Genomic DNA, 23,561 nt, shown 5'->3' with positions numbered 1-23,561 from the left:
CTTATGTAAAAATTTAATTGCATAACGCGCCGGATTTCCGGCATTCTTCCCAAGACACAATCGTTACTTTTCCATTATTATCATTGTCCGTATCAGTGTTAAGAACAACTCTGATCTTTTTAGTATTCACCCCCACCGCGCCGGTGCTCAAGATCTCCGTTCTTTCCGCCGCTGGGACGTCTTTGCTGACCACAATATTCGCGCTACCGGTAGTAAGGCTTAAAACATAACCCGCGTTGCTGTAATTTTTATTTCTGACGACTTTCTGCATCGCATCCTTCGCTCCCGCTTCGGCGATATAAAACGCGATAGCGGCTTTATCTTGATTGTAGGTAATATCGCTTTGAACAAATCCGGAAAATGCCATCGCCAGCCCCAGCGCCAATAAAATTATCGACAGAGCCAAAACCGAAGACAGAGCCATGGCGCCTTTTTCTCCCCAATATTTTTTATTATTTTTAAACATCTTAATTACAATCTCAAAGACGCGGTTGTCTTGACGCTTTCAAAAAACTTATAATCTCCCCTTCCGTTATCATTATAGTCTATTTTGAGATTTATTTGAATAGTGCTACCCGCGCGACTAAAAATTTCCGGCGACATGCTGACGGTAACCTGGTCCGTTGTAATGTTTTCCGTAATTTCTCCCGGCAAACCGAAATTTTGCGTTCTTCGTAAAACGCCACTCGAGACGCTGAATCTCGTAGTGGTCTCATCGGCAATTTTAATATCCAAAATATTCCCCGATCCCCCGTCCGCCAAAGTCGCGGAAATGATCTCCTTCCCGGAACGCACCTCATCCACTATCTTCTGGCTGGCAAAACGCAAATTTTGCCTGACTTCGACGCGCACCTCTTCGCGCGTGGAACTGGTGGAAATCGTAAAAAAAAGATTAACGATCACTACCAAAAAACCCGATAAGATGGCGATATAGATCAATAGTTCCAATAGCGAAAAGCCTCCATCAAACTTTTGTTTAGTAATATTAAATACCATATCGTTTTTCGCAACTTTTTGATTTATGATTTACGATTTATGAATTACGATAAAAAAATGCTCTTAAATCGTAAATCGTACTTCTTAAATCTTCTCCTATGGCGACCAATTCACCACCACTTCATCAACCCGGGGATTAATTGATCCGTTGGAAGCGCAATCGCTACTGGAACAAATTATGATTTTATAGCGAAAATAGCGCTTGTTGTTATGATTCAAGGCGCAATCTGTCTCTATGGGAATCGGGGTATCGACATCGGCGATATAGCTTGTGCCGGAAACGCAATCCGGCCCTTCAAATACCCAGGGGCCAATGCTTGAATCCGAAGTGGCAATTTGCAAACCCACCTGCCCGATAGAACCGCCGTTAAGATTTCCTTTCCAGGTCAAAGAATTATAAGCCGCGCCTTTGGTTATTCCCGTATCCACCGTGGAAGATATGATATAACCTAAAACCGGCAAAGTGCCGGCTGTCGGCGGGGTAAACTTGTAAGTGATAACCATTCTGGCATGCACGGCCGAAACATCGGCTCCCGAAACATCAATTTTAAATTCAAAAGGATAAGTGCCGGGAGACCGAATGATCTGCCCAAGGCAATATAAAAGCGAAGTATCGGTTGAATTACCGATGCCGGTATAAAGAATCTTAAAATGATTCGGTTTTCCGAAAGAATCGAGATTAAAAGACTTGGCGCGGGTGGTGGCGAAAGACTGAACGTAATCAGACCCTTGAGTGGCGCGGATATCGGCCGCGATATCGTTCGCGCCGTTCGTCACTCCGGTAATTTCTATATAAGCGTCTTTTATTTGCGGATCCTTTTCACCGATAAAAAGATCAAAAGGAACGGTGGAAGAATTTCCGTTTACCATCACTGCCGGATTCTGGAAAATAAAAAACTTCAGAGTCCTGGTTTGGTGCGAAGGAGGCTGTTTTTCTTCAGGAGCAAAACCAAAAACCATCCGGCTGGAAATTATCAAAACACCGGTTAAAAACAAAAACAAACAAATTATTCCGCCGACATTGAGGTGTTGCCTCTTGAAGTTGAAAGGACGTATCTCCATAGTTTGCCATCGGTATTATAATATAAATTTATGGTCGAAACCGTAGCAGTCGAAAATTGCGGCAATTCCTGAAGAGAGATTATGACCTCGCCCGAATCTCTCCATACGCTTGGCAGATCGGCGCCGCTCGCCGCGGAATCGATCTCTTTTTTGGAAACGATCTGGTCTCCCTGAATAATTATTTCATACCCTTTGCTCGATTTTGTTTTGGAAGAAAAAGCCAATTGCCACTGGCTGGATTTTCCTTCAAGAGTCACGGCGCCCAGAGATTTGATAAAAATCAAACTGGCGTCGCTTGCCCATTTATTCGCTTCCAAAACGGCCAGATCATAGCTTCCTTTCACGGTTAAGACCGCTTTTGATACCACTACTTTTTCAGATTCGGTTTTAGGAACCAGAGGCACTTCTACCGGCCCCTGATCGACTGTTCGCCCTTCTCCGCCGGTTATTTTTTCAGTTTCCGGAATAACCAGCTTCTCTTCAATGACTTTCGGTTTTTCCGGCGGTAAATTAACAACCCCGCCGCCTGTTTTCAAACCCTGAAAGATTTCCGGCGAAACAACATAGACCGCCGCCGCCAAAATAACAACAATAAAAACAACTAAGATCATTACTAAAGATTTTTGATTCATATTTTTTATTTAATGATTTAAGTTAAAAATTAATATAATTTATAAATATTGATACGCTCTTAATTTCAGCTTATAACGGTTCATAATAATAAGTAATGATGGCTTTGGCGCCAAGCAAAGAAGTGCTGGTCGCGCCGCTCACGCTGACAACAAGCGAATTATCAACACTGAAATTATCCGTGCAAGATACACAATCGAAGTTCAAAGAACTGGCATTTTTAGCGAATTTCCAAAAAGTGCTATTGGCACCCGGATCAGCCAAAACATAAGATGTCTCGGAGCTATTCAAATTAACAATAACCGTGATATCGCCGGTTCCGCTTTTTGAAATTCCGAAAACTTCAATAATAACGCTTTTTATAAATATATTGGAGCGATCGATCTTTGATTCGGAAATAAACGTATCGAAAGTCTTATTGAAACTGGTAGCGCCGGTATTCAATTGTTCGATGTAAAATTCCAAGGTTTTCATTACTCTGGTTCGAGGCGCCGTGGTCGTAAAATTATTGCAAGAATTAGCAACGGACGGATTATAAGTATAATTACCAATAGCATCGGCCGAACGAACCATATAATAATAATCTTTGCTGGCAATAAGGCCTGATAAAACCACTGAATGCGAAGTGCCTGAACCGGCCGGCGACTCCGGTTGCTTGTTGGCCAAAACGCTAAATGTCGCGGCCGCGCTGGCTTGAGCGGTCGGACAGACTGTGCCATACGCCACTTGCTGAGTAGCGCTTCCGTCGGTATTCCAAATAATAGTCGCCTGAATATCGGAAACATCAGTTTCGGCAACGCTGGAAATCACCGGACCGGTGGTGTCCACATAAAAATCTGTTACGCCGTCGGCGTTTCCGCCAAAAGAGATCCAGTTGGAAACTTCGTTGGTACCGGAATTTTTAGCTCTAGCTCGCCAATGATATAGTCCATCAGTTAATCCGGAAACCGTTACCGCGACATCGCTAAAAACAGTACCAGGTCCTTGAACCGCGCTTAAAGCGGTCGGCGCGCCGTCAAATGGTATGTAAGTTTGCTTAACTTCAACTTCCAAGACCATATTGATCGAAATCAAAGCCGTGCTGTCGCCTTTTAAGATAACGCTATTGCTATTGACGCCGGCGCCAATGGTAATTTGAGTCACACCATCCGGTTTAAATTGCCTCAAATTGGTCGGGTCAGTCGGCGCGGTAGAGACATAACTGAAATCTTTTGCATTGCTTTCGTAATCAAAACCGCCAACGCCGCTAATCACTTTTACCGCTACGATTCCCGCGCCGGCTGGCACTTTAACTTTAACACCTGTTGCTGAACTATCGCCATTTTCCCAACCCCAAGGCGTCTGAGCTAAAGCATTAGTCGTTCCGAACAAAACATTGGAGATCGGCGTGGTGTAAGAAAAAGCGTTCGGGCAATTAGCAGAACCGGCTTGGCAGAGATGATTTCCAATAACCGTTACGCTGGTACTTTCCGCGCCATCGCTGGGGCTAAGAGAGATGATCCTCGGCGCAATCCTGAAACCGGTATACGAGCTTGTTGTGGCATCGGAACGCGTAAGCGCGATACTGCCCGTATAAGAATCGTCCGCGATAGCGATCGGAACTTGCAAGGTGGAAATCAAGCTCGCTCCCCAAGAAACATAAGTTGGAGCGCTTGTGCCAAGAATAGTGAGCGTTCCCGCCGTAGCACCGAAGTGATTGCCATTAATATGAATTTCACCGTCTTTTAATCCGCTTATCGGACAGGCGGCATCAGTGGCATTATATTCACGCGCGGTATCTCCCGACAAAGTCTCGCAATTGGAAACAGAAGTGATCTGCGGATAAATATAGAAAGCGGAAGAATCATTTGATTGTTTGGTAGTCTGCGGATTTGTCACCTTGACCACGCCGGAATTAGCGCCAGTGTTTGGAATATCCACATTAGTGATCGAAACTGCGCCCCAAGTCGGAGTGGTCGCTGACGGAGCAATGGTATTGATCAAGAGCTGCGCGTTGCCGCCGCTGGTGCCAAAATGATTTCCCGAAATCGTGATCGTGCCTGTCTGTATATCGCCGTCTCCTTTGGCAGCGGTGAATCCCGTGATCTGCGGATAGATATAAAATGTTGACCAGGAATTTGAAGTTTTTGCGTCGGATTTTGTCAAAACAATGCTGCCGGAATCCGTGCCGGCATTGGGAATGCCGACGCCGGTAATTGAAGCCGCGCCCCAGGTCGGCGTACCGTCTTGTGTTTGCCCGTTAACCAAAATAGAGCCGGCGCTGGCGCCAAAATGACTGCCATTCAAAGTAAATGTTCCGTTCTGATATCCGCCATCGGCTTGAGTAGCGGCGGAAATACCCGTCACTCTCGGCCAAATATTTATCGCGCTTTCCGCATCGGTTGAATTAGTAACCTTATTGCTTGTGCCGGCGCCTTGAGTGACGATCGCGTAACCGGAATCAGTGCTGTCGGAAATGCTTGTCGGTACTTGAACTTTTATACAGGTTTCCGCCCAGCCGTCCGCGGCATCACAAGTGCCATCAGCCACAAAAGTCGCAACTGTCCCGCCGACGATCACGGCCGAACCGCTGGTCGGTCCGGTGCCGAATTTATTTCCGATAATAGTGAAAACTCCATCGGTATCGCCAGACGCGTATTCTCTGGCGCCGGTATTTGCGCCCAGCGGCGCGGTCAGAGAAGTGATATCGGGATAAATATAAAACGTCAGGCCGTCGGAATCGGAAACGCCGGCAACATAGACCATTAGACCATTCGTCGTCGCGCCGCCATAAGTCGTAGTCAGATCGGTCAAAGATAATTGAATAGTAATTGAGGTGGCGCCCCAGGCAGTCACTTTTGCGTCAGCAATGATCTGTCCGCCAGTGCCGCCGATCTTCACACAACCGGTGCCGGCGCCGCCCGCGCAAGTAGCGCGATTTCCGGCTGTAACACCGATAAAATCAGTGCCGGTAATAACAATTGTCTGGCTGATCCTGCCGCCGTCGGTAAGCGTGCCTTCCGTTGAATTGGAAATTGAAGTCGCGTTCGGTCCGCAAGCAACAGTATTGAACGTGGAAGCGGTTGCCCACCCTGACCATTCCTGGGAAGTTACTCCGCCATTGTCTTTGTGCCGTTCTCGGAAAGAATAGGTCTTACTGCAAGCGAGAGCCGTCTGTCCGGCTAAAAGTCCGGCAAATGTTCCATTGGTATTATTTACCGTTACCGAGATATTGGCGCTGGATAATGTTTCACTCCATTCAGGAGTAACAAACGTCCCTTCCTCGTCAATCTGCCATTCAGAATCAAGATGAGTGTCGCCGTCAGTGCCGTCGGAAAATGCCGAGCTGTTGATCGTCGGATTAAAAGTCACACCTGATTGACCGGCCGGCACGCCATTGGTCGGAGTAGCTGGCGCGAACTTAATATCATAAGTTAAATTATTAGAAGTATAGGTAGTGTTGGAAGTAATGTTTAAAGCGCCATCCGTTGCCGTGCCGGGAATTACAATTGAAGGAATAGATGTATCGGTCCAAGTGGAAGAGCCGGAAGTCACTGACCCGCCGATAAAATTAACACTATTGGCCGCGCTGAATAAAGTCGGACAAGTGCCTGACTGACAAAGATGGTCGCCCGCAATGCTCACTCCGGTATCGCCTCCGCCGCCTTTGAGATTAACCGGAGTAGTGGAAGCGATCCTGGGCAGAATGCGGAAAACATTTCCGCCGTAATAAGCATGAGTTTTGTTATCGCTTCTTTTAATGACAATGTCGCCGATGTAAGTGGAGTTAACGATAGCAACCGGCACTTGCGCCGTGCTTACTAATGTAGTTGTCCACGAAGTATAGCCGGAAGTATCCACACCCAAAATAGTCAAGGGATTCGCTCCGGCCGGCGTGCCGAAGTGATTGCCGTTAACATGGATCTGTCCGTCTTTAAGTCCGCTTACCGGACACGCGGCGTCAGAAGCGCTGTATTCACGCGCGGCATCTGCCGCCAAAGTTTCACAATTGGAAATAGAAGTGACTTGCGGATAGATATAGAATGTTGATGAGTTATTGGAAGTTTTGGAAGTGCCGGGATTGGTCAAAGTGATCACGCCTGAATCCGTACCGGTATTGGGAATATCAACCGCGGTGACCGAACCCACACCCCAAACTCCGACAGAGGAAGGAGCCACGCCGTTGACGGAAATATTGGCTCCCGTGCCGCCGGCGCCAAAGTGATTGCCGGAAATCGTAATCGTGGCAGTCTGAACATCACCATCTCCTTTGGAAGCGGTATAGCTCGAAATCTGCGGATAAATATAAAATGCGGCTGAATTATTGGAAGTTTTGGAAGTGCCGGGATTGGTCAAAGTGATCACACCTGAATCCGTGCCAGTATTGGGAATATCAACCGTAGTGACCGAGCCCACTGCCCAAGTTCCTATGGAAGAAGGAGCCACACCGTTAATAGAAATATTCGCTGCAACGCCGCCGGCACCAAAGTGATTACCGCTTAAAGTAAAAGTGCCATCCTGATAACCGCCGTCAGCAAAAGTAGCGGCGGAAATTCCCGTAACCTGCGGATAGATATAAAAAGCAGACGAGGCGTTTGACGCTTTGGAATCGCTGGCTCGAGTCACAGTGATCGTGCCGGAATCAGTACCCGCATCCGGCGTATCCACCGTGCTAATGGATGTTGAATTCCAAACGCCAACGCTCGCGGGATTTGTGCCATTAAAAGAAATATTTGTCGTCGCGCCGGATGAACCGAGATGATCGCCATTTATCGTGACCGTGCCGTCCTGATAACCACCATCGGCGAATGTAGCGGTATAGCTTGAGACGGTCGGATAAATATAAAAGTTCAACGGCGAGCCGTCTGATACGCCGGCGGCGACTACTTGCAAAGCCAGCGCGCCTCCGTCAGAAGCAAGAGCAGAATTAACAGTAAAGCTGATAGAGGTATCCGTCCATGCCGTAACATCAGCGTCAGCCACGGTGGCATTACCGCCGACGACAAATCTCACGCAACCGGTGCCGGCGCCGCCCGCGCAATTTGCCCGACTGCCGCCTGCCGCTGTGCCAAAACCGGCGCCTGTTATAGTAGCGCTGTATCCGCTTCGCCCTCCATCGCCGCCGACCTGATAACTTACCGAAGTCGCATCCGGTCCGCAGGAAATAGTATTGAACGTGGAAGCGGTTGCCCATCCTGACCATTCCTGGGAAGTTACGCCGCCGTTATCTTTATGCCTCTCCCTGAAAGAATATGTTTTACCGCAAACAAGAGAAGTTTGGCCGGCCAGAAGTCCGGCAAATGCTCCGTTCGTGTTATTTACAACAACGGAAACATTGGCGCTAGATAATGTTTCACTCCATTCAGGGGTAACAAATGTCCCTTCTTCGTCTATCTGCCATTCGGAATCAAGATGAGTATCAGCGTCAGTACCATCGGAAAATGCTGAACTGTTAATAGTCGGATTAAGAGCAATACTTGATTGCCCGGCAGGCACGCCATTGGTCGGTGTAGTCGGCGCGAATTTAATATCATAGGTTAAATTGTTGGAAGTATAAGTAGTATTGGAAGTAATATTTAAATTTCCATCGGTTGCCGTGCCCGGAATTACAATCGAAGGAATGGAAGTGTCGGTCCAAGTGGAAGAACCGCTTGTCACTGATCCACTGGTAAAATTAACACTATTAGCCGCGCTGAATACTGAAGGGCAAACACCGGATTGGCAAAGATGGTCGCCGGTGATTGAAATAGTATCTCCTCGTCCGCCTTTAAGATTGACTGGAGCAGTGGAAGCGATTTTCGGCAGAATCCTAAAAGTGTTGGAGCCGTAAGCCAAATCGGTTTTTGAACCGGTAGCGGCCGCACGAGTTAAAGTAATGTCGCCGGTGTAAATATTATCGGCGATTGCCGCCGGTACAGTGACAATCACGCCCGTATCTCCCCAGGTGGTAACTGACGCCGCAACCGAGCCAAAACCGCCGGTAAAATAAACAGTTCCGGGATTGGCATTCGTATCAAATCGCGTACCGTTCAAGGTAATACTTTCCAATTCTCGCGCCGCATCAGTCGCAGTTGCGGAAACAGAAGTAATATTCGGATAAACATAATATGTCAGTCTCGCGTCATCAGCCGTGCCGCCCACAGTCACCAGCAAACCGTTAGCGGCAGTGCCGCCGAATGTGGTCACTTGAGCTGATGGCACAGTCGCGGAAATAGTCGTATTGTTCGCGCTGTTGCAAGTCAAAGCTAAGCCAGCCACTTGCACGGAAATTGATCCGCAAACCGTGCCAAAACCGGTGCCGGTAATGGTAAACGTTTCCCCATTTCTACCGCCGTCAGCCAAAGCCGAATCAGTAGCATCAGTGACATTAGGACGAACGGTGGTAATGCCTCCAAGCGCCACCGGATAAGTGCCGGCTTTGGTTGAACCGCCGGAAAGAGTGAAATCAGCCGCGGCTGTAATTTGCGGTTCAATCGTATTTCCGCCCACCGCATTGGCACCCGCATCGATTATTAAATATACACAGGTATAATTCGGGCTTATTGTCAAAGGAATACTGGAAGTCAAAGCGGTAAACGCCGCTTTATCCGAAGCATCAAAAGACACACCTGTTTTAGCGATGGTTTCCGTGCCGGCGTAAGAACAAGTGCCGGCATTAGCAGTCGAATATCTAAGTGTCGCATTAGAAGCATTGAGATTAGCGTTTATCGTACCTGTATCGGAAATTGTCAAAGCCGTAATTGTATCAGCTGAACCGGAATTTTGCTGGAAACGCCAAGCGCCGCCAAGATATTGTCCGGTCGCGCCGGCATCAATATTAACAGTCTGCGTGCCGGTAGTGGTGGTTGTTACTATCGGCGTAGGCGCCGATGTCGTCCCCTGCCCTTCCGCGCTCAAGGCGGTTTCGTCAGTATCTTGGTTTCGTGCTTTTACTTTAACTCCATATAAAGTACTTCCTTGCAATCCTTGTAAAACCAAAGCGTCCAATTGCGCATCAGTTAACCAAACTGCCGTGGCCGAAGGATTGCCAGTGGCATTTACCCATTGATTAATCCAAGTAGCATCATTGGGTGTAGTGGTAACCACTTGCACGGCGAAGTTGGTTGTCGGGTTGGCAGCAGGGTTGCTATTTTCGGCATTAGTTAAATTCAATGTTGACACCGTTGCTCCGCTTAAAGTCGGCGTGCCCGGCACATTAGCCGAAGTATAAGCTGAAGAAATTCCGGAAGCGGTAGTTTCATTCGGGGTGCCGGCCGAATCGCGAGCTTTTACCGTATAGCCATAGCATTGGTTCGGCTGAAGCAAAGTATCGCTATAAGCAGTTCCTGCCTGCCACGCGCTGGAAGTGCCGCCTGTGCCGGCATTGGCGGCACAAATAGAATTATCAAGAGTGAAAAAATAACTGACTGGCGGCGTAGTCGCATCAGTAGCCGTGGTCGCCGTCATATCTATTTGACTAACGCTGAAGTTTGCCGGCGGCGTGGCAAAAGTCATCGGGTTTGGAGTCGGAGGGGTGGTATCAGCCGGCGTTGTTGCTCGCAATCTCACTATAAAAGCCGAACCCGTATGCGCAGCCGCCAAAGTAGAGGCATAGACCGGAGCGGCAGAAGCTGTGCCTGCAGTAACCAAGTGGTAACCGCCGGACATCGCCATATCCCCGCCCGATGTCGTTATTAAATCTGATGCGGGGTATTCCGTGAACGCTCCAACCGTCAATCCGGTTGCGGTAATACCGATTGCCGATTGCGCGCCGGCATCAGAGCGGATAGCGGCATAACCCACGAGCATATCTCCCAAAGTTATTCCCGGGTTAGCGGAAGCGGTAACGGAAAATCCCGTTCCCGCCGTAGCGTCTCCGCCGCCCGCGCCAACGGGAGTTTCCCATGTTTCGCTCGCTCCTTTTTGAAATACGATAATTGCAGCTCCGGAAACATTGTTTGTACCATTGGTAATTGTCGGATTTGTTTCTGACCCCGTATGCTCTTTATAGTAAATACTCGTTTGCATTGAACCGACGTCAACGCCGGCCGCTACTGTGCCGTCTGTTGCGGAACCGATACTTATCCATCCTTGATTAATTGTGGGGGCGTCATTATACGGTTTTGTGCCGTAGGCCAAAAGCATCATATCACCCGCGACCGCGGTAGCAGGAATAACGGGCGTTAAGTTAGCTGTGCCGCTCACATATGCTCCCACATTGCGAACGGATACTGCCGCTCGCGCTTCACGCACTTTCATCTTTTCCGCCAAATTGCGAAGCGATGAAAAATTATCAACCACTCTGGACTGATGTTCGTTTTGCAATAGCCAAACTTTATCCACAATGCCGCTGGTTTTTTCATAAGAATCGACTAACTCTGTCAAAGCATAAAAAGGGATATTGGAAAAAACCACCCCTGTGATAACCAGAAATATAAAAATATTTTTGAATATTTTTAAAAATCTTTTAATCATTAATAAAATATTTAGAATTACTCTTTATATTCTTTTACATAATTAAAAACTTTTTCCGAAATGTCTTTCATAACCTCTTTCGCCTCTTGCTCGGTTTTTGATTTTGTCATTACTACTAAAATATACGGTCTGCTGTCAAAGTATATTATACCTGAATCTATGTAAACTTTCTTGTCTATATTCATCCCTATTTTATGGGCGAAAACAATATTCTCCGGAAAGCCGCTTCCTAGATATTCCCTGAAAGGCTCTTCGGATAAAAAAGAAATAATTTTTTGCGAGTTCGCTTCTGACAAATAAGAAGAGTTGTAAAGCGCGCGCAATATGACAGAATAACGCTTTGCGCTAATGCTCCCGTCGGTTTCCAAAAAACCGTCAAGCCCCATATGAGCATATACTTCATTTATTTCGGAAGGTTCCATATTGCGCAAAAGAATGAAATGCGCCGTATTGTCCGAATCAATCAAAGAACGCCTGGCTAATTCTTCTATGGTAAAAACCGAACCAGTCGGTTTATTGTATAAATCTCCGAATTTATCATCTTTATCGGTTGCCATTAAAACCAATTTATTATCCCATCTCCATTCCCCTTTATCGATCTTTTTTGCCGCCGCCATCGCTATCGGAACTTTCAGCAAACTTGCCGGATAAAATTCCGCATCTTTGCTTACAGAAATATTCGCGCCGGTGGGCAGATATTCAAAATAAACAGAGATATTCGGGTCAGCTTCGTATTTATCACCCAGATAATCGCGAAGCGGCTGAATATTGACTATTAAGTCTTTCTTGTCGTAAATTCCTCTGGCCGGATCAAGAAAATTATATTTGCCGGCGTTTAATTTTCCCGCGAGATCGCTCTCGTTATTTTTATTCGGAACATAATAAAAAAATGTCCAAAGATTCGCTCCGGCCAAAATAAACGCCAAAGCAATTAATGCCATTATAGCACTTTTTTGCTTTTGGTGCATCTTTTCGATTTTTTGCGATTCCTCCTTGTTTTTCGACATAATTCTATTTTCTTTAAATTACAAAATAGCCCTTTTCTGAGATTGCTTCGTCTCCGCCAGCCGGCGGATTCTCGCAATGACAAAAAAACAATACTAAAGTTCATTTAAAAAAATAATAATCTATGCTAAATATTTCTTGATCTTTTCAATTATATCGCTTATTTTCATATTCGCTTTTATAATATATTCCTTGACCTCTCCGATCTCTTTTATCCTTTCAATATCCTGATTTTGCCCCAAGTTCGTCAAAACAACCACCGGAATATTTTTCCATTTTTCATTATTTTTTATCGCTCTTAACACATCAAAACCGCTGGCTCCGGGAAGCATTAGATCCAGAAGCACCAAAGAAGGCGGATCTTTTTCCAGGCTCTTGATCGCCTCGGTTCCATTCATTATGATCCAGACGTTCAATCCCTCCTTTTTAAACTTCGCCTCATAGGCCTTAACCAGCAAAGCATCATCCTCGATCAATAATATGACCTTCCCGATCTTGCCGCTTTTATTTTGATTTGTGTTATTTTGTTCCAACCCGTTAGAAATTTTCATATTGTTTGTTTTTACGCTGCCCCATTAAAAATCAATGATTTTCGTATTTCTAACGGGTTAAATATTTTTAAACTTTAATTAGCTTAATAACTCTTTCTATTATTTCATCAATGTGATAATTGCTTTTTACGATATAATCCGTGGCTCCGAGAGAAAAAGCTTCTTTTATTTTATCCGGGCCGGCGGAAACGCTGACGATGACAAAAGGTATTTTTTTCAACTCCGGCTCTTTTTTAATTTTTCTGAGCAATTCTATGCCATTCATTCCCGGCAAAAGAAGATCCGCCCAGATCAAAGCCGGTTTTTTTTCTTTTATTAACTCCAAGCCTTTTTCCCCGGTCTCGGCCGTAAATACCTCATAGCCGATTTTTTTAAGCTTAAAATCTATCGCCATCAGCAAAGACGGCTCGTCCTCCACAACTACCACTACCGTTTTGTTTTTTTTCAACCCGCCGGAAATTTTCATATTGTTTATTTTTTACACTGCCCCGCTAAAAATCAATATCTTATATATTTCTAACGGATTTTGTGTGTTTAAAATTTATTTAATTATCGCGAATTACGAGATAGCCATTTTCTGTCATTGCGAGCGATCCGCCGATTGGCGGAGAGTGCGGCAATCTCAAGTCTCGACTATAGATTGCGGAGCCTGTTCCGAGCGAAGCGAGGAATCTCGTTCATCTAATTTGGTAAGCGACTTTCTGAAATTCGACAGGTTTGCTTCGGCTTAAGCCTCGCAACCGCCCAAGCTCCTCGCAATGACAAATAAGCATTTTACAAATTTATTTAGTTATATTTATACCGCCAATTTCACTTCGCCCTCTTTGGCTTCCATGCCGCTAAGCGGTATGGTGATGAAGAAGGTCGCGCCCTTGCCTTCTTTTGATTCAAACCACACTTTTCCGCGCCACCCTTCCACTAATAATTTTACCAGCGCCAATCCCAGACCGGACCCCTCGGGCGCCGCTTGTACGGCGTTATTCGCCCGATAAAATTTTTCAAAGATCCTTTCTTGCTGGCTTTTGGGAATTCCGATTCCTTCATTTTTGATCGACAACTCGACAAATTTATCCTTTTTTTCTATTTTTACCGTAATAACTCCTTTTTTCGGAGAATATCTTATGGCATTGGAAATCAAATTTTGAAGCACCTGCCAAATAACGTCATAATCCATATAAATGTCCGGAATTTTTTTGGGAATTGCCTTTATTACCACTTTTTGATTTTTCTTTTCGAGATCCGCTTTAAAAGCCGTTGCGACACTTTCCGTCATCTTGGATAAATTAACCGCTACCGGCTCTATCTTCACTCTTCCGGCTTCAACCCTCGCCATCTGCAGCAAAAGATTCACCAGATTTATCATACGAACGACGCCTTCGTAAATATTGTTAAGAAAAGTTTTTTGGTTTTTATTCATCTTGCCCGCATCCCCTTCCAAGAGCATTTCCGAGAACCACCGAAGCGACGTAAGCGGCGTGCGCAACTGATGGCTGGCAGTGGAAATAAAACCTATCTTCGCGTCATCCAGTTTTTTCTCGCTAGTAATGTCTCTGATCATCAGCACAACTCCGCGGTCGCGGCCCGTCCCCCGCAGAGAAGAAACCGCCATAACAATCGGTATTTTTTCCCCGTCCCTGTCAACATATGAATAATTTTCTCCTATTTTTGTCGTTATGCGATTTTCTGAAAATACCGCGTTAAGAATAAAACAATTCCTGTATGAAAACTTTTTATTATCCTTGTAGATATCTATGATATCCCCTAAATATTTTCCGACTAAGTCGTTTTTTGATTTTCCCAGTATTTTCTCGGTAGAATCATTAACGAGAAGCACGTTCAAACTTATCCCCAGCACTAAAATACTATCATTGACCGAATTGACAATTGCTTCAACATGATCACGCTCTTTTTGTAAATGATACTCCAAAATCTTCTCTTTTTCCAGTGATTTTAAAATTTCAGTATTTTTTTCCGACAACTCTTCCGTCTTCTTTTCCAAGCTTTTTGTTTTTTCTCTAATTTTTTGCTCCATTTGATGCGCGTCTTCCAACAGGTTAAGCATAGCCGTTTTGGCACTTATCTGCAAATCGTTGCTTTTTTTTAGTTCAATGATCCTGTCTTTAGCTTCAAAATTCGCTTTTTTCAATCCTTCTTCTTTTTCTTTTAAATTATCATAAGTATTTTTTAAACTTTCGGCCATATTATTGAAACTTGCCGCCAGTTGGCCGATTTCGTCGTTTGATTTTATTAAAACCTTTTGTTTTAAATTGCCCGCAGCGATCTCAGCAACCATTCTTTCCAAATCTTTAATCGGCTTTACGATTATATTGACAAATAAAAAAACGAGGGCTATGGCGATTGATAAAGAAACCAGTAAGCCAAGAATTAAAAATAAAATGATGTCCATCACCGCCTTATTAATTTGTTTTTTATAGTAGCCTGTCCTTAAAATTCCTTTGTTATATTCCAATCTTATGGCAATATCGTAAATATCTTCCCCGACTTCGTATTGAATTGATTTAATCTGGGTATTCTCTCCGGGAAATAAGAGATTTTTGTGAAGAAGAGTTTCTGATTGTGCTTTGCTCGAAGTGCTTTCGATAATTTGGTTTTTCTCATCAATGACCATTACATAAACAATATCTTTACGAGAGAATTTTTCGTTAAAAATCAAATCAACAATTCTGTCTTTATCGCTGATTAAAATAGGGTCGGTTAAGTTAATCGCCAAACTATTGGCAGCAATAGTAACTCTGTTCAACAACTCATTTGTCAGGATTTTATTCAGTAAAAAATAGACAATTAAAATACTAATTCCTGAAGTTATCAGGATTATAATCAAAAAAAAGGAAAGAAGCTTGGTTCTAATTTTAAAACCGCCAATTATCCTGCTGAATAGTGAGGATATTTTATTTTCCATTAGTATTATCAATTAGATTGGGTTACGAAATCGCCTATTTTAGTTTTATCAGTTACATCCTAAAACTTCGCTTTAGGCAAATCCTAAAGCGAAGTTTTAGGATTTGCCATTCATTGAAATTCCTTAACTACCGATTAAATTCAATGGGGGGGGGAAAAGAAAAGGGTAAATTTTCCATCTTTTATTATTGTTAAATAAACACTGTCTATTCCCTGATGGTCATTGGGGCCAAAACTTACCGCCGACCCCATACCAACTGAGTAATCTTTGATTGACTCTAAAGACTCCATAAACTTTTCTCTGGTTAGATCTTTGCCACTTCTTCTTAGGGCTTCAATTAAAATTCTAGCGTTAATAAAACCTTCTCCTCCTCCAAAGCTGGGATTTTCTCCGGGATAATATTTCTTAAGAGCATTTCTATATAAAGCTACTCCTTCAAAAAGTTTGGCTTCATATTCGTTGACCGGAGGAACGACCTGAGTGACAAAAACATTTTCGGTGGAACCTTCCAAGTCTTTCATAAATTCTTCGGGACCAACGAAAGAGACGCTGTGGAAAAGCATTCCTGGTTTTTTTTGTTTAACTAATTTGACAAATTTTGCTGATGGAGAAGAAGTGCCGACCATTGTCACCGCTTCGGCGCCGGAATTAACAATAGCTTCCACTGCTTCTTCAACATCCATTGTTCCCCTGACATAGGAAACGGCGGTTATTAATTCTTTTCCTTTTTTTTGAAGAGCGATCCTTACTCCTTCAAGTCCATCTAATCCATAGGCATCGGCTTGATAGAAAACCCCGATCTTTTTAAGTCTTAAATCTTCCGTGAAATAATTAACCGCCAACTCGATTTCCTGATAATAAGACGCCCTGATATTAAAGATGTATTTTCTAAACGGTTCTCTAAGCGTGTTAGCCCCGGTTAATAATCCCACCAAGGGAATTTTTTTTTCTTCCACCATGGGAATAATTTTGACTGCCGTTGGTGTTCCCGTATAATTGAACAAGGCAAAAACTTTATCTTCTTCAATCAATTTTTGGGTATTTACAACGCATTTCGCAGGGTCGTACTGGTCATCATAGGCGATTACTCTTATTTTTCTTCCGTAAATCCCGCCTTCTTCATTTATCTGATTGATGCGCGTCATTGCTCCTTTAATATAAGCGCTTCCGAGATAGCCGATTTGTCCGCTTAGGGCAGAAGACGAGCCGACGATGATTTCCGTGGCAGTGACCCCCGGAACAACATCCCGCGTTCCGGAAGATTCCGGTTTTGGGGTCTTAAAATAAACAAATATCGCGCCAGAAATAATAACTAATAAAACAATTGATGTGATAAATAATTTTTTTGACATATTTTATTGATTGTTTAAATTAAAACTAAACCGCCGATTGCGTACTTTTTATTCATATTTTTATTAATTGGTTAATTATTTTATTCGACCTTTGCCCAAATTCTAATAAAATTTTCTGCGACTACTGTCTTGAAAATTTTATTAGAATTTGGAGCACCCAGGCTACGCCTTTTGGCTTGCCTTTATGGACAAAACTCTTTATTCCTTTTTTAACTCCTCGTTTTCTTTCTTTAACTCCACCATTTTCAATTCGCGGCCGACCATCAATTTATTTACCCGTTCTAATTCTGTCAATTTTTTATTAAGTTCTTCGGATCGCTTAGCCACGGTTTCTTCCAATCCTTCCTTTAATTTTTCCAGATCCGCCGTTCTTTCCTTGACTTTCTTTTCCAAACTCCCTCTTTCCGTTTCAAGATCTTTGGTTCTTTCTTTAACTTTTTGCTCTAATATCAAATAAGACCCTTTTAGTTTAATTACCATTTCGTTAAAAGCGGAGGCCAACTCGCCAACTTCATCGCTTGCTTCCACTGCAATTTTTATATCAAGATCTCCTTTACCGATATTAATTGCCGCGTTTCTTAGATTTGTTATTGGCACAACAGTTTTTCTTAAAAAAAGAATGAGAAAAAATCCGATAACTAAAATGGATACGCAAAAAAATAAAAATAGTTTTATTATCTTTGCTATAATATCTTTTTGTTCTTTGATAATATTTTGTAATTCATTCGTTTTGTAATCTAATAATTTATTTTCAAGCACCCTTAGCTTATCTATTGATTCATACACTTTAAGAATTTGATTATTCAAAACAGGCTTATTTTCAGATTGTTCGTTTATTTCAATTAAAAAATTAATATTCCCGCCGAGCTCAAGGAAAGCCATCTTGAATTCTTCTTTCTTCTTCTCGTCATTAACAAGAGTATATATTTCTTGAGAGGATTCTTCGGAATAATCTTTAATTGCCGCCTTAAGTTCTTTGCTTCCAATCACAATATACGCATTAAACTCAGACTCAAATAAGCTTATGCGACTTATCTGTTCTTGTAAAATTACATTCTGATTATTTAACGGAATAATATCGGAGAATTTATCGCTAACAACGGAAAGCGTGTAGCTGCCAACAATAAAGAACATTAAAAAAAGAAAGAAAAACGCCAAAAAAGAAAGAGAAATTTTATTGCTTATTTTCATAATTATTCATCCTTAATTATAGTTTTTGCCGTTCTTATCAAGACGGGAGTAAAAGATACGTTTAGTTTCTTCGCGATTTTTAAATTCAGCATTAAATCGCTTTTTTTGTTTGTTGCTTCGGGAATGTTCTCCGGACTGGCGCCATCCAGTATCTTTAACGCGGTTTGAGCAGACCATTCCCCCTGCTCCTCCGGTATTTTTATCAGTCCTATTAGCACGTACTTCATCATAAAAGATTGGAATGTACCTAAAGGAATCTTTATGTTTTCCAAAACAAATGCCTCTGCCGCCTCGCTATCCCAACCTACTATGCCGGCATTATTTTCGAGTATTGCCAAATCCGTTTCATTTTGAAGATTCAAAAACGCCGCTTTCCATTCATTAAAAGTGTTAACATGATATATTTTTGTAAAATTTATATTGAACATTTTACTTTGATATTCCGCGTTTTTCTTGTCGGTAGAGGTATTCCCGGCTATAAATCCAACTCTTGTCCCTTTTGAATGCTCTTTCAGCATAGAGATGAGCTGGGGGGTTAAACTTATTTCTACCATACCCGTAGCATTTTTGTAAGGCGTTCCGTAGATAGAAGTATCCCAGTTTATACCACAAAAAACAAAAGGCAATTTTGCGTCTTTGTAATATGGCTTGACTAAATACTTGAACGCGGGATCATCACAAACTATGACAACATCGGGTTTAAACTCTTCAATAACCGATTTTGCCAGCAGCCCCGCTTCTTTTCCAAATTGATCGGAATCATTTCTCTTGGTATCCATCCAATGAGTTTTAAGTTCAACTCCCGTGTCTTTCAAAACTCCAACAATACCTTTTGCTACGCCATCACTCCACTCATAACCCTCATGATAAGAATTCACAAAAAGAATTTTTTTGCCCGCATATTTGACAGACGGCACTCCGCTTGTATTGGTTGTTTTTTCTCCGCCTTTTTGCCCCAAAAACCCGACGGCTGCTGCTGCCGCGATTAAAATTAAAACCGCGCCAATGATTATATACTTTTTGTCCATATTTTAAATTTATTAAATTATTAAAACAAAATAATTTTTATTTATCGTTATTAAACCATAAACTAAAAATCTACTGTTTAAGCTTAATGCTCCCGGGCGTGCCGGTATCGATATTCCCGTCATCCGAATCATACTTCGACGAATCGGAAAAATCCGCTTGCCCCGAACCCCCGGACCAATTGCTTTGGCTGAAAGTATTATTTTTCCAGCGCGTTAAATATTCTTCAAGCGTAATATCCGCGCTGCCGCTTTTTGAGACCACCACTTTGATCTTTTGCGTGGAAAGATCTTTCACTTTTTCGTCAGGCGCGCAATTTTCCGCTTCCGTGCAAATCGGCCTTTCCAGCGTCTTTTTGCGGGTAATATTCTCAATGTAGATCTTTCTTGCGTATATTATACCATCAATTGAAATATTTCCCTCATTGCCGACAACCACACTGCCAAGCGCCCAGGAAGAGCCGCTTTTGTAAACATAATACGGCTTTGCCATTCCTTTATCAGTATCCGGATCGCCGCTGCCTGTCGGCGGCAAATAAATATTATGCCAATCCGCCTCGCTAATCGATTGCATCGCCTCAAATCCTTCCTCGGCCAAAGAAATAGCCGAACTTTTGGCGCCGGAATTCTGCCCGCTTTTTTGGCTTACATAAACCAGCCCGCTAACCGCGCCGATAATCGTCGCGCCGACCAAAACCGCCAGCAATATTTCCAGCAAAAGCGCGCCTTTTTGATTTAAAATTTTTTCCATATAATTACTATCCTATTTACTGCCTGTCAATTTTTCCCTGAGAAGTAACAATAATATCTTTAAAACTCGCGCTACTATTCGTTTGCTCAATCCTTACTGTCCCGTATTGCGCCGCGCCGCTTCCCCGATTATTAAAAATAATTTTATTTCCTCCGCCCAAAAGAGAGACATTGCCGATCTTAACAAAAGACGCTAAATAATTATCTTCTTTAACGGCGACTCCGTTGCATTTCAGATCGCAGTCAAAACACTCGCCGCCTCCGCAATCCACCCCTGTTTCGCCATTATCCATCGCGCCATTGCTATTGCAATCATTCCGGAATAAAACAAATTTATTTTCCTGTGCGCTAAAACATACACCCCACGCCTTAAAGTCTTTTCCGCTGATCGAACGCGATTGGGCATCGCGCAAAGTGTCAACTATCATTTTAGAAGTTGAGTCAACCTCAGCCTGCCCTTGATACCCGAAAAACCAAATCACCGCGCCGCTGGAAAGAATAGCCAAAATCGCCATCACGATTATTAATTCCAATAAACTGAAACCACGATTGTTCATCTGATTTAAGATTTAGGATTTAAGATTTAGGATTTTGAATTATTCATAAATCATAATTCATAAATCCTAAATCTGTGCATTAACGTACCGATCCCACTAGTTGATAGATCGGCAAAATAACAGCGAAAGCTATTCCGGCCACCACCGCGCCCATAACCAAAAGGAGAAGCGGTTCGATCAATGACACTAAACTTTTCAAACTATTGTCTATTTCTTCCTCATAAAATTCCGCCAAATCTATTAAAATAGAATCGGTTTTTCCGGTTTTCTCGCCGACGCTAACCATGCTGGAAAGCATATAGGGGAAAACCTCTCCCTGGTGCTTAAAAGCATTTCCCAGAGAAACGCCCCGCACTACTTCAGCTTTTAAATTCTTGATCGTATCAAGATAGCGATTTTGTCCGACCGCTTGAGAAGAGATATCCAAAGCTTTTAGGATCGTCGCTCCGCTGGCCAAAAGGGTTCCGAGGATCCTGGCGAACCTGGCTAAAATTATTTTTTGATACAAAGCAGACACTAGCGGAATTTTAAAAATCACCTGATAGATCGTCCTCTGAAAAAAAACAGCCGAACGAAAATAAAAAATAGCGATGCCGGCAATCAATAAAATTCCTAAGATCAAATAAATATTGCCGGTCAAAAAACTGCTTATCGCGACGATCAGCTTGGTGATCCAAGGAAGTTCATTTTTGCTCTGACTGAAAACTTTGATCAGATTAGGCACGACAAAAATCATTAAAATAGCCACGATGGCGGCTGAAGCAAATATCAAAACCATCGGATAAACCATCGCGCCCCATACTTTTTGCATTAATTTATATTCTTTCGAAAGAGAAACTCCTAAATGTTCCAATGATTGATCAAGCGTGCCCGAAGCTTCTCCCGCTTCCAAGAACGCGATAAAAATCGGAGAAAAAACATTTGGATATTTTTTAAAAGCAACGGAAAGCGGCTGGCCTTTTTCCAGATCAAATTTTGCTTCGGTTAAAATTTTCTTCAGCGCTTTTTTCTTGGTATCGTACAATACTATTTCAATGCCTTCCTTGAGCGTCAGCCCTGCCTTGATAATTGTCGTAAGGTGTTTGACGAGCATTATCCGGTCTTGCGATGAGACGCTCGAAAAAATATCAAATTCAAAACCTTCTACCGAAATTTTTTTGGTATGAATGGAGATGATCGTTAGATCCTGCCGGCTTAGGTAGTCGGACACGGTTCTTTTGTCCGGCGTTTCCAATTCCCCGTTTATAATTTCTCCCTGATTATTCGCGGCAGTATAGACAAATGTAGGCACAAAAATGATTTAAGATTTAAGATTTAAGATTTAAGATTTAAGAAAAATCCAACTCGTTCATAAATCGTAAATCATATATCATAAATCGTGAATCTTACTCTCTGATCACTCTGAGGATTTCGGAAACTGTCGTCTCCCCTCTCTGCACTTTTTCCAGTCCGTCTTCAAACAAAAAAGTCATCCCGTCTTTGGCCGCCTGTTTTTTGATCTTATCGCCGTCAGGACTTACAACGATCAGGTTCTTTATCGCCGGCGTTAATTCCAAGATCTCGTAAATTCCCACCTGCCCGCGATAGCCGGTGCCTCCGCAAATATTGCATCCTTTCGAATGATAGGCCGTATCCAGAGCTTTCACGTCAAATTTGCTATAAGGGTTAAGCGCCAATTGCTTTTTTATTATCTGCGTTACGTCTTTTTTTAATTTATTGCTGGCCAAACAATTGGTGCAATTTCTTCTCACTAATCTTTGCGCCACTATCATCGAAAGAGTGGAAGCAAGCAAAAACGGTTCGGCGCCCATGTCTATCAAGCGCGGAATGGACAGCACGGCATCATTGGTATGAAGCGTGGCGAGCACCAAGTGTCCGGTGAGCGAAGCGTGAATGGCCATTTCCAAAGTTTCTTTATCGCGAATTTCTCCCACCATTATAATATTCGGATTTTGGCGCAAAAAAGACCGCAAGCCTTCGGCAAAAGTAATTCCGGTTTTAGGATTTACCTGGGTCTGATTAATACGCGTAATGTCGTATTCGATCGGATCTTCAATGGTGCAAATATTGACTTCGGGCTTATTGAGAAGATGAAGAATAGTATAAAGCGTCGTGGTCTTGCCGCTGCCGGTGGGACCGGTGACCAAGATCAATCCTTGAGTTTTTGAAATATTGTTTTTCACGATTTCCAGATGCTTTTCACTCAAACCGAGATCCGTGAGATTAAGCGGCCGGGCTGATCCGGCCAAGATGCGCAACACTGCTTTTTCTCCGTGAAAAGTCGGCATAATGGAAACTCTGATGGAAATATCCTGATCTTCGGACTTAAACCTGAATCTGCCATCCTGCGGAACGCGATGCTCGTCAATTTGCAAATTCGCCAATATTTTGATGCGCGCGATAAGCGCCGGATGGATCACCAAAGGAAGATCAATGACATCGTGCAGCAAGCCGTCGATCCTGTAGCGCACTACGACTTTTGATTCAAATATCTCGATGTGAATATCCGAAGAATTATGCGCCACGGCATAACTAAGCATTGTGTCGAGAATCGAGATCACCGGCAGATCTTGCGCGATTTTCACCGCGTCGCCTTTGCTGGCATTGGCCCGTTCGACATTCTCTTTTATGATCTGATGGAATTCTTTGCCGATATCTTTCTGATATTTCTTCCATGTTTCTTTAAGATCGGTAAGTCCGGTAATATAAACCTTGACCGGCATTTTTGTCTTAGCCCTGATATATTCGATCGCCTGCAGGTCCAGAGGGTCTGTCATCGCGACGCGCAAAAATTCCTTTTCCCGCCCAAAAACAACCGCTTGCATTTTCTTGGCCGCCACCTCGCTCAAAAGTTCCATATCGCTGAATTTTATTTCCTCGCTCAAAAGATTTGCCGCCGGAACGCCCAAATATTCCGACAACAACTCGGTCAAATATTTTTCCGTGATAAGATTGTTGCCGATCAAAACATTTTCTATTTTTAAGCCAAAGCGCTCCGCGTCTTTATCCGCTTTTTCATAATCCGCGCCCTCGACGATCCCGGAATCTAAGATTATTTTTTTTATTTCTTTTTGATTTATATGCATAAT

17 protein-coding genes are annotated in these 23,561 nt (G+C 43.2%); 1 reads left to right on the top strand and 16 read right to left on the bottom strand.

Features of this window, described 5'->3' with window-relative positions; genetic code table 11:
• Nucleotides 1–13: 13 nt before the first annotated feature.
• From Q8N37_04905 to Q8N37_04870, 8 genes are all read right to left on the bottom strand, one after another.
• Nucleotides 14–466, bottom strand: a complete 453-nt coding sequence (locus Q8N37_04905) for a hypothetical protein (protein MDP3057821.1) — start codon at nucleotides 464–466, stop codon at nucleotides 14–16.
• Between the two features lie 5 nt (nucleotides 467–471).
• Nucleotides 472–996 carry a hypothetical protein gene (locus Q8N37_04900; protein MDP3057820.1) on the bottom strand — a complete coding sequence of 175 codons (525 nt, stop codon included), beginning with the start codon at nucleotides 994–996 and terminating at the stop codon, nucleotides 472–474.
• 96 nt (nucleotides 997–1,092) lie between these two features.
• On the bottom strand, nucleotides 1,093–2,058 hold the full coding sequence (locus Q8N37_04895; GenBank protein ID MDP3057819.1) for a hypothetical protein: 966 nt from the start codon (nucleotides 2,056–2,058) through the stop codon (nucleotides 1,093–1,095).
• Entirely contained in the window at nucleotides 2,004–2,690 is a 687-nt protein-coding gene (locus tag Q8N37_04890) for a hypothetical protein (protein ID MDP3057818.1), read from the bottom strand. The genes Q8N37_04895 and Q8N37_04890 overlap by 55 nt, the downstream gene beginning before the upstream one ends.
• 70 nt (nucleotides 2,691–2,760) lie before the next feature.
• A complete protein-coding gene (locus tag Q8N37_04885) occupies nucleotides 2,761–11,121 on the bottom strand; it encodes a hypothetical protein (protein MDP3057817.1) in 8,361 nt (2,786 codons plus the stop codon).
• 17 nt (nucleotides 11,122–11,138) lie between these two features.
• Entirely contained in the window at nucleotides 11,139–12,128 is a 990-nt protein-coding gene (locus Q8N37_04880) for a serine hydrolase (protein ID MDP3057816.1), read from the bottom strand.
• Between the two features lie 120 nt (nucleotides 12,129–12,248).
• Complete coding sequence (locus tag Q8N37_04875; GenBank protein ID MDP3057815.1) at nucleotides 12,249–12,677, bottom strand: response regulator; 429 nt, start codon at nucleotides 12,675–12,677, stop codon at nucleotides 12,249–12,251.
• Between the two features lie 67 nt (nucleotides 12,678–12,744).
• Nucleotides 12,745–13,143, bottom strand: coding sequence for a response regulator (locus tag Q8N37_04870; protein ID MDP3057814.1), 399 nt, complete (start codon nucleotides 13,141–13,143; stop codon nucleotides 12,745–12,747).
• A gap of 64 nt (nucleotides 13,144–13,207) precedes the next feature.
• Here Q8N37_04870 and Q8N37_04865 point away from each other — a divergent pair, with 64 nt between their 5' ends.
• Complete coding sequence (locus Q8N37_04865) at nucleotides 13,208–13,408, top strand: hypothetical protein (GenBank protein MDP3057813.1); 201 nt, start codon at nucleotides 13,208–13,210, stop codon at nucleotides 13,406–13,408.
• A gap of 65 nt (nucleotides 13,409–13,473) precedes the next feature.
• On the opposite strand, the gene Q8N37_04860 is transcribed toward Q8N37_04865, so the two are convergent.
• The 8 genes from Q8N37_04860 to Q8N37_04825 all read right to left on the bottom strand — a co-directional run bounded on the left by Q8N37_04860 (nucleotide 13,474) and on the right by Q8N37_04825 (nucleotide 23,558).
• Nucleotides 13,474–15,519, bottom strand: coding sequence for an ATP-binding protein (locus Q8N37_04860; protein MDP3057812.1), 2,046 nt, complete (start codon nucleotides 15,517–15,519; stop codon nucleotides 13,474–13,476).
• A 218-nt stretch (nucleotides 15,520–15,737) separates the two neighbouring features.
• Nucleotides 15,738–16,949: an ABC transporter substrate-binding protein gene (locus Q8N37_04855; GenBank protein ID MDP3057811.1), complete on the bottom strand. Its 1,212-nt coding sequence runs from the start codon at nucleotides 16,947–16,949 to the stop codon at nucleotides 15,738–15,740.
• A 198-nt stretch (nucleotides 16,950–17,147) separates the two neighbouring features.
• Nucleotides 17,148–18,140: a HAMP domain-containing protein gene (locus Q8N37_04850; GenBank protein MDP3057810.1), complete on the bottom strand. Its 993-nt coding sequence runs from the start codon at nucleotides 18,138–18,140 to the stop codon at nucleotides 17,148–17,150.
• A gap of 2 nt (nucleotides 18,141–18,142) precedes the next feature.
• Nucleotides 18,143–19,168 (bottom strand): ABC transporter substrate binding protein, encoded by a 1,026-nt coding sequence (locus tag Q8N37_04845; protein MDP3057809.1) that lies wholly within the window; start codon nucleotides 19,166–19,168, stop codon nucleotides 18,143–18,145.
• Between the two features lie 70 nt (nucleotides 19,169–19,238).
• Nucleotides 19,239–19,916, bottom strand: a complete 678-nt coding sequence (locus Q8N37_04840; protein ID MDP3057808.1) for a hypothetical protein — start codon at nucleotides 19,914–19,916, stop codon at nucleotides 19,239–19,241.
• A 16-nt stretch (nucleotides 19,917–19,932) separates the two neighbouring features.
• Nucleotides 19,933–20,472 (bottom strand): type II secretion system protein, encoded by a 540-nt coding sequence (locus Q8N37_04835; protein MDP3057807.1) that lies wholly within the window; start codon nucleotides 20,470–20,472, stop codon nucleotides 19,933–19,935.
• Between the two features lie 79 nt (nucleotides 20,473–20,551).
• Complete coding sequence (locus Q8N37_04830; protein MDP3057806.1) at nucleotides 20,552–21,763, bottom strand: type II secretion system F family protein; 1,212 nt, start codon at nucleotides 21,761–21,763, stop codon at nucleotides 20,552–20,554.
• 94 nt (nucleotides 21,764–21,857) lie between these two features.
• Nucleotides 21,858–23,558, bottom strand: a complete 1,701-nt coding sequence (locus tag Q8N37_04825; protein ID MDP3057805.1) for a GspE/PulE family protein — start codon at nucleotides 23,556–23,558, stop codon at nucleotides 21,858–21,860.
• Between the last annotated feature and the right edge of the window lie 3 nt (nucleotides 23,559–23,561).

This window comes from bacterium (assembly GCA_030693205.1).
Lineage (GTDB): Bacteria > Patescibacteriota > Minisyncoccia > JAHIHE01 > JAHIHE01 > JAHILZ01.
This window is presented reverse-complemented; position numbering and strand designations above follow the sequence as displayed.